Here is an 8,341-nt window from a genome sequence, read left to right on the forward strand (position 1 = left end):
TCCCCTTAAGTTAAGCTAGTAACACGTGCGCGTGGACCTTTTTCAGCCTCAGGTGGCGTTACTTGTTTTGATTTTATTTGTGCGTCAATTACATTTTTTGCCGCAATAAGTAGGCCAAGCCCTAAAAAGGCACCCGGTGGTAAAATTGCGAGTAAAAATTGATTATCAAAATTAAATACTTCTATGCGCATGCTTTGTGCCCATGGGCCAAGTAATAAATCGGCTCCGTCAAACAGCGTACCTTGGCCAATTAATTCACGCATTGCGCCTAAAACAACGAGTACAATCATAAAACCTAAGCCCATCATTAGGCCGTCGAATGCTGATAAATGAACAGGATTTTTAGATGCATATGCTTCGGCGCGGCCAATGATGGCGCAGTTTGTCACTATAAGCGGAATAAATATTCCAAGCGATTGATACAAACCAAAGGTGTAAGCGTTCATAAGTAACTGAACTATAGTCACAAAGCCTGCAATAATCATTACAAATACAGGTATACGAATATCTTTAGGTACCCAGCTACGCACAATTGATACGGTCACATTAGAGCCTATTAGTACGAGTAAAGTTGCTAAGCCTAAACCTAAGGCATTTGTTACAGTTGAGGTTACAGCAAGCAGTGGACATAAACCTAAAAGCTGTACAAGGGCAGGGTTATTTACCCATACACCTTCTTTGTATAATGTTTTTAATTCGCTCATTTTTTTACCTCTGCACATTCGGCATTTGGTGCTGTAAAAATATCATCAAAATTAGTTTGTGCGAACAAAACTGCGTTTTTAACAGACCCAACAACTGCACGTGGTGTGATTGTAGCGCCTGTAAATTGATCAAACTGGCCGCCATCTTTTTTAACTGCCCATCGTGCGTCATCTTCGCCATCGACGGTTAAATTATTAAAGGTTGTGATCCACAGTGATTTTTTTACTTCTACTTTATCGCCTAGACCAGGGGTTTCTTCATGTTTAGTTGTACGAACGCCAGCGATAGTGCCATCGCTCAATACAGCTGTTAATAAGTTAATATCGCCACTGTAACCATTTGGAGTAACGTGTCGAATAACGACGGCAACGGGTTTATTGTTTTTACGAGCACGGTAAATAACTTGATCAGCGTATGGACCAAGCTTTTCATCAGTAAATATAACGCAATCTGTAGATAATTCGTTGTCGTACGATTTTGGGTCGAGTACTTCTTGTAGTTGCGCTGTAAGTTGTAGCTGCTCTTGCTCTGCAATTTTATCTGCTGTGAGTGCATTTATTGAGGCAACTAAACCCGTTGTTACCAATGCAAAAGCCGTTAAAATAGCGCCATTTTTAGCCATTGATGAAATAATCATTTTACTGCTCCGTGGCCATAGGTACGTGGTTGCGTGTAGTAATCAATAAGCGGCACAGCAATATTAATTAGTAATACGCTAAATGCGATTGCATCAGGAAAGCCACCAAAAGTACGAATTAAATAAACTAATAAGCCAATGAGAGCACCATAAATTAAGCGACCTTTATTTGTGGTTGCAGCAGAGACAGGGTCAGTAGCAATAAAAAATGCCCCCATCATGGTTGCGCCACTTAATAAGTGGAATACTGTACCAGGCTCGGTACCAGGCGCCGCAATGTAACCTATTGCACTACATATCGCTAAACTTACAATAAAACTAACAGGAATATGCCAGTTAATTATTTTGGATTTTAAAAGGTACAAACCACCCGCTAAAAACCCTAAATTAACCCACATCCAGCCAAGGCCTGCCCATTCGTTAAATAATGGTTTTTGCATGCTTTCGGTAACAGTTAAACCGTGTGCTATGTCTGTTTTAACAGTATCAAGAGGTGTAGCCATTGTTAGGCCATCAATCCCAGCACGCATTTGATCTAGGCTAAACCCAGAGGCCGTAAAATCAGTAAATATTAGCCTTAGCTGATCAACAAATCCAATAGGCGTATTTATTAAATCACTGACAGGTAGCCAAGCTGTCATTTGCACTGGGAAGGATACCAAAAGCAAAACATATGCGGCCATTGCAGGGTTAAATAAATTAAAACCAAGCCCGCCATAGAGCTGTTTAACAATTACAATGGCAAATAAACAACCAATAATAATTACCCACCAAGGCGCTAGTGGCGGAATACTCAGTGCTAATAGCACACCAGTAAGCCAAGCACTACCATCACTCAATGCAGGCCAAACAGGGCGTTTACGCATTAGCATTATGGCAGCTTCAAATGCGCTTACAGCAACAAGTGCAATCACTAACTGAACAAGTACACCAGTACCAAAAAAGAAAACTTGGGCAATGAGCCCAGGGATACACGCAGCAATAACGGTTAGCATTAATCGTGTTAGTGATTTATGGCTATGATTATGCGGCGAACTGGCCATGGTTAATTTCATGACTGATCATTTCCTTCTTTTTGTAACTTTTTGGCTTTGGCGCGAGCAATAGCTGCGGCCACTGCGGCTTTTTTCTTTTGGGCGGAGGTTTGTTCTGGGCTCGTTTCACTTGGCGTTTCAGGCTCTGCTGTCGTCACTTGCTCAGTATCTTCATTGCTTTGTGTTTGCTGGGCCTCTTTTGCCGCTTTTTTAGCTTTAGCACGGGCAATGGCAGCAGCTACAGCCGCTTTTTTGTTATCTGCTACAGAGCCTGTTTGTGATTCTTCAGGTTTAACATTATCTGTTTGCGGCTCGTTGATGCTTGGCTCTTCCGGTTGCTCAGTCTGCTCGGCAGCTTTAGCTTCTTTTTTAGCTTTGGCGCGGGCAATTGCGGCGGCTACAGCCGCTTTTTTATCATCAACAGGCGCTGTTGTATCGGCATCATCAGTATTAACTTGCTCATCTTGTGCTTTAGCTGCTTTTTTAGCTTTAGCACGAGCAATTGCGGCGGCTACGGCCGCTTTTTTATCATCAACAGGCGCTGCTGTATCGGCATCATCAGTATTAACTTGCTCATCTTGTGCTTGCGCTGCTTTTTTAGCTTTGGCACGAGCAATTGCGGCGGCCACGGCCGCTTTTTTATCATCAACAGGCGCTGCTGTATTGGCATCATCTGTATTAGTTTGATCACCTTGTGCTTGCGCTGCTTTTTTAGCTTTAGCACGAGCAATTGCAGCGGCTACAGCTGATTTTTTATCATCAACTGGCGCAGTATCACCTGAGTCATCTGTTTGTGACTTTTGCTCTTTATATTTACGAGCTTGCTCTTTTCGAAGTGCGCGCTCTTTTGCTACTTCAGTATTATCAGGCTCTAACTCTTCGCCTTGTTGTTTTTTAGCTTTAGCGCGAGCAATAGCGGCAGCAACCGCTGATTTTTCGCCGCCTTTATCTGATTTGTTTTTAACTCGGGCTAGTGCATCTGCTACTTTTTGTTTTTCATCTGATGTTTTTGCCGCTGGCTTACGTTTATGGCGGTTTTGACGCTCTTCTTGTTCACGCTCTAAGCGATCTTTACGGGCATCAAAACGCTCTTTTGCTCTATCGGCTTTTATTTTTTCGGCTTGTTGTTCTTTAATTTCAACTTTGGCTACACGATAGTATTGTACAAGAGGAATTTCACTTGGGCACACATAAGCACACGCACCACATTCTATACAATCAAATAGGTTATGTTCTTGTAGCTTGTCGTACTCTTTTGACTTGGCGAACCATTGCAATTGCTGCGGTAATAGCGAAGCAGGGCATGCATCTGCACAGGCACTACAACGTATACAGGCTTTTTCGGGACCTGCTTCTGCCAGCTCTTTATGATCAGGGGCTAAAATACAGTTAGTGGTTTTAACTACGCCAATACGTACAGTGGGAAGAGTAAAGCCCATCATAGGGCCACCCATTACAACGCGTTGTTGTGGCACTGGGGAAAATCCTTGGCAATCAAGCAAGTGCTTTATTTCAGTGCCAAGTAGTGCCCAGACATTACCGGGCTTATGAATAGTATTGCCCGTTACGGTAATTACTCGTTCAATAAGTGGTTTACCTTCGTATACAGCTTGCTGCACCGCAAATAAAGTACCTGTGTTATGCACTAAAATACCAATGTCGGCCGGAATACCACCGCTTGGCACTTCTCGATTGGTGAGTAGTTTTACTAATTGTTTTTCACCACCTGAAGGGTAAACCGTAGGCACTGTTTGAATAACAATATTAGCGTTATGCTCTGCTGCTTGTGTCATGGCGGCAATGGCTTCGGGTTTGTTGTCTTCAATACCTACAATACAAAGTGTTGGGTTTAAAATTTGCTGCATTAGCTCTATACCTTGCACAACTTGCTTGGCATGCTCACGCATTAAGACGTCATCGGCGGTAATATAAGGCTCGCACTCAACAGCATTTACTATTAAAAACTCGATAGGTTGCTTAATATCGGCTTTTACATAAGTAGGAAAACCCGCGCCGCCCATGCCGCTAATACCTGCTTGATGAATTATATCTACTAATTCATCGTGGCTAAGCTTTACTGGGTTAGGTGTTGGATTAAGATTACACCACTCATCGTTGCCATCAGGTTCAATAATAATGCTCAGCTCAGGAAGCGCTGAAGGGTGCGCAGATGGCATAGGCGCTATATCAGTAACGATTCCAGAAGTTGGAGCATGTACTGGCACCGACCAGTTAGCCGCAGGTGTTGTAAGGGGTTGACCTTTTAATACGTGTTGGCCTTTCACAACGATTAATTTACCGTTAGCGCCAATATGTTGCTTAAGCGGAACTACTAGTTTGTCTGGCAGGGGCAAGCGAGCAATTTGGGCACTATTTGAAAGTGTTTTTTGCTGTGGTGGATGTACGCCGCCAGGAAATGCCCAAACGGTGCCTTTTTTTATTTGTTCAAGTAACTTTTCCACTCAAACCTCTAATCTATTTGCGTAACAGGAATAGCATCTAACTGCCATTTCCAGTTTTGTTTTGTTTCGGCAACCGGCAACATATCAATACAATCTACAGGGCAGGGCTCTACACATAAATCACAACCAGTACATTCATCAATAAGTACGGTATGCATTTGACGAGTAGCGCCTACAATGGCATCTACAGGGCATGCTTGAATACATTTAGTACAGCCAATGCACTCATCTTCGCGAATATAAGCCACTGTTTTTATAGGTTCTGCTTGCTCGCCACCGGCAAGTGGTTTTTCATCAACACCCATTAAGCCGGCAAGCTTTTTCATGGTTGATTCGCCGCCCGGAGGGCATTTATTTATTTCATCGCCATTAGCTATGGCCTCAGCGTAAGGTCGACAACCCGGGTAGCCACATTGCCCGCATTGAGTTTGCGGCAAAATAGTATCAATTTGCTCAACAATAGGGTTACCTTCAACGCGAAAGCGAATTGCTGCAAACCCTAAAATAAGTCCAAAAATGAGTGCTAGCGAACCAATCGCTATCAAGGCATAAAACAAGGTCATATTAAAACTTCACTAATCCAGTAAAACCCATAAACGCCATCGACATTAAGCCTGCAGTGATCATTGCAATAGAGGCGCCTTTAAAAGGCGTAGGAACGTCAGCTGCTGCTAAGCGTTCTCGTAGTGCAGCAAACAATACAAGCACTAAAGAAAAACCAACCGCAGCACCAAAACCATACACTGCAGATTGTAAAAATGAATGATCTTCTTTGATATTTAATAAAGCCACTCCTAATACCGCACAGTTTGTAGTGATAAGCGGTAAAAATATACCCAGTAATCGGTACAGAGTAGGGCTTGTTTTACGCACAACCATTTCGGTAAATTGCACTACAACAGCAATCACCAAAATAAAGCTCATGGTGCGTAAAAATGCGATATCCAGAGGGATTAAAATATATTGATTAACTAAATAGCTAGTTACAGAGGCAAGAGTAAGCACAAATGTGGTTGCTAAAGACATACCAATTGCTGTATCAAGCTTACCTGATACGCCCATAAACGGACATAAGCCTAAAAATTGTACTAATACAAAGTTATTAACTAGAACGGTTCCAATCAATAACAAGACATATTCTGTCATGTGTGCCTCGCGCTATTAAATTCCTGCGTATTATCCTTTTTTCTGCCCCGATAAACAACTTATGCGAGTCGTTATCAGTCAAATAAACACCGGAAAATAAAGCTTCGATCACAAAGCTGTAAAATTTAATGCAATTTTGAAGAAAGGGCGTTATCAAATTGTAAGAATAAAAAAAGAGCAACATATGTTCTTTTCTATATCGATAGAGGTTTATTAAATATCCTTAGGCTTTTCTATGTAATAACCTTGAACTCCATCGAGGCATAAAGTCTCTACTATGTGTTTTTCTTCTTGGCTCTCTACACCCTCAGCAAATACACTAACACCAATACGGTGGGCTAAATCGACCATCAGACGCATAAAATACTGATTGTTCTTATCATCTTCCAATCCGCGGGTATAACTTGCATCCATTTTAATAAAGTCTGGCTTTAAATCTCGGAAAAATTTAAATGAGGTTAAGCCTACACCAAAGCGTTCAACCGTTACGCGTGCGCCTACGCGGTGAACCATATCAATAAAGCGTTTACTGGCTTTAATATTTTGCTGTAAGCCAAATTCACTTACCTCAAAAATAAGTTTTGATGCAATATGAGTATCTTTTAACAAACGACGCTCTAACCATATAACAAATTGGTCGTTATGTGCACTTGATGCTGTCACGTTCAAGCCAAAATATTTCTCGGAGAGATTTCTACTTTTTACTTTTTCAAGTGAAGAATCAATAATTAATTTATCAATTTCTATGATCAAACCTAATTTTTCAGACATCGCTAAAAAAGAAGCAGTTGGTAATGATTGGTTATCTTCGGTTTTAAAACGCACTTGGATTTCAGCATATGCCTTTATGCTTTTACCAAGTGGCATAATATTTTGCATTACTAAATGCACTCGCTTAGATTCAATGACTTCGTTGATAACTTTTCGCCAGTTCTGATTACCAAATCCAGCGCTTACATTGTTTAGTAAATCAGTCTCTCGTTGAACATGCCATGCATTAACTTGTTTTGACTGTGCCATACTCATTGCATTATCTACAATCGAAAGCAATTCTCCTAATGGTTTGCCTTTTTCGTATCCAACAATACCTGTATTAGCTACAGAGTTTAATTCTTGGTTCTGTTGATATTGTGTAAAACGAGACTGCAAGTTATCCCCAAAGCGTTCGGCTTCTTTAAGAGGTACATGCGGAAGTATAACTACAAAGTCTGAACTGTTTATTCTAAAAACTTGGCTACCAGCATATGTGCCACTTATATGTTTGACTAAGTCAGCAACACCTTTTACATATTCGTCGCCTTTTTGATAGCCACGACTTTGGTTTATTACCTGCAATTCGCTACAGCGGATCATGGCTAAAGAGCCAAATGTACTTTGTTCATTGTTCTCAATATTCTTTTCGTAATATTCAACAAACATATTACGATTTCCAAGCTCTGTAACAGTATCTTTATATGCTTCTTGTTTAATGCTTAAAGCTGCATTTTGTATTTCTTCATGTTTGGATTTTAAAAAGTAAGACAAACGATTAAAACTAGGGACCAGGTCTTTCCCTAACTTCTTAAGTTTAGAGTCATCAAGCTCAGTTTCTAAATCTTGGCTAGCTCTGTTTTTTTCTATGTAGACGTCAATAAGGTCAGCTACAGTCATACTAATATTTTTATTAAGGCGATAAAAAATAGATTTCATTAACAAGACAGGAATTATCACTAAAATAAGCGAAACTAGAATAAGAGTAATAAAAGAGGCTTGTAATTGTTCAGCAAGGTCTTGAACGTTAACTGTAAATTCAATTTTGATATCTGCAGCACTATTTACTGCGAATTGTGGTCGAAGTGAATTAAAACTTGATTGAATGAATGATGCAAATACAGGTAAATCAGTAGGGGTGTTTACACTAAAAACTTCAGCTCCCTGAAAATCCCTCAATGTGAAACTTGAAAAAGTTTTACCGTCAGCAACTGAGCTTTCTAAATCTTTTGCCGATAAATCACTAAAAGATATTTTATTTATATATTTGCTGATATTGTTCTGGGCGTTTTTTTGAGTGTTGCTAATCGCATGATCAAAGCTTACAGATATGAAGTAGCTTCCTACGAGAACACATAATAGCCAAGAAATTATTTGTATAAAAATAAGTTTTTTAAAGCCAGCCATTTTTTTATCTTTTAATAGTCCAATGGAAAGGAATCATGTCCTTGATTAATAAACTAAAGGAGAATTAACTTAAATTAAGTAATACTTTAGTTATATAGTGTAAGGGTAGTGGAATTTTTATGGGATGTCTATGAAATTCTTAGAATTGGCTCCCCCTCCCCGACTCGAACGGGGGACCTGCGGATTAACAGTCCGTCGCT

7 protein-coding genes are annotated in these 8,341 nt (G+C 40.4%); all 7 read right to left on the reverse strand.

Annotated elements, in window-relative coordinates:
- Positions 1-5: 5 nt before the first annotated feature.
- Complete coding sequence (locus V6260_RS17695) at positions 6-704, reverse strand: electron transport complex subunit E (protein ID WP_341595448.1); 699 nt, start codon at positions 702-704, stop codon at positions 6-8.
- Positions 701-1,342: an electron transport complex subunit RsxG gene (gene rsxG, locus V6260_RS17700; protein WP_341595449.1), complete on the reverse strand. Its 642-nt coding sequence runs from the start codon at positions 1,340-1,342 to the stop codon at positions 701-703. The genes V6260_RS17695 and rsxG overlap by 4 nt, the downstream gene beginning before the upstream one ends.
- Positions 1,339-2,397, reverse strand: coding sequence for an electron transport complex subunit RsxD (gene rsxD / locus V6260_RS17705; RefSeq protein ID WP_341595450.1), 1,059 nt, complete (start codon positions 2,395-2,397; stop codon positions 1,339-1,341). Before rsxD ends, rsxG begins: the two co-directional genes overlap by 4 nt.
- A complete protein-coding gene (rsxC, locus tag V6260_RS17710; protein WP_341595451.1) occupies positions 2,394-4,838 on the reverse strand; it encodes an electron transport complex subunit RsxC in 2,445 nt (814 codons plus the stop codon). The genes rsxD and rsxC overlap by 4 nt, the downstream gene beginning before the upstream one ends.
- A gap of 8 nt (positions 4,839-4,846) precedes the next feature.
- On the reverse strand, positions 4,847-5,401 hold the full coding sequence (gene rsxB / locus V6260_RS17715; protein ID WP_341595452.1) for an electron transport complex subunit RsxB: 555 nt from the start codon (positions 5,399-5,401) through the stop codon (positions 4,847-4,849).
- Position 5,402: 1 nt separating this feature from the next.
- Positions 5,403-5,984, reverse strand: a complete 582-nt coding sequence (rsxA, locus tag V6260_RS17720; protein ID WP_008172491.1) for an electron transport complex subunit RsxA — start codon at positions 5,982-5,984, stop codon at positions 5,403-5,405.
- A gap of 213 nt (positions 5,985-6,197) precedes the next feature.
- The gene (locus V6260_RS17725; RefSeq protein WP_341595453.1) at positions 6,198-8,141 is read right to left on the reverse strand and encodes a GGDEF domain-containing protein; all 1,944 of its coding nucleotides are present in this window, start codon (positions 8,139-8,141) and stop codon (positions 6,198-6,200) included.
- Positions 8,142-8,341 lie beyond the last annotated feature (200 nt).

Origin of the sequence: Pseudoalteromonas aliena (assembly GCF_038155085.1) — a bacterium.
Taxonomy (GTDB): domain Bacteria; phylum Pseudomonadota; class Gammaproteobacteria; order Enterobacterales; family Alteromonadaceae; genus Pseudoalteromonas; species Pseudoalteromonas aliena_A.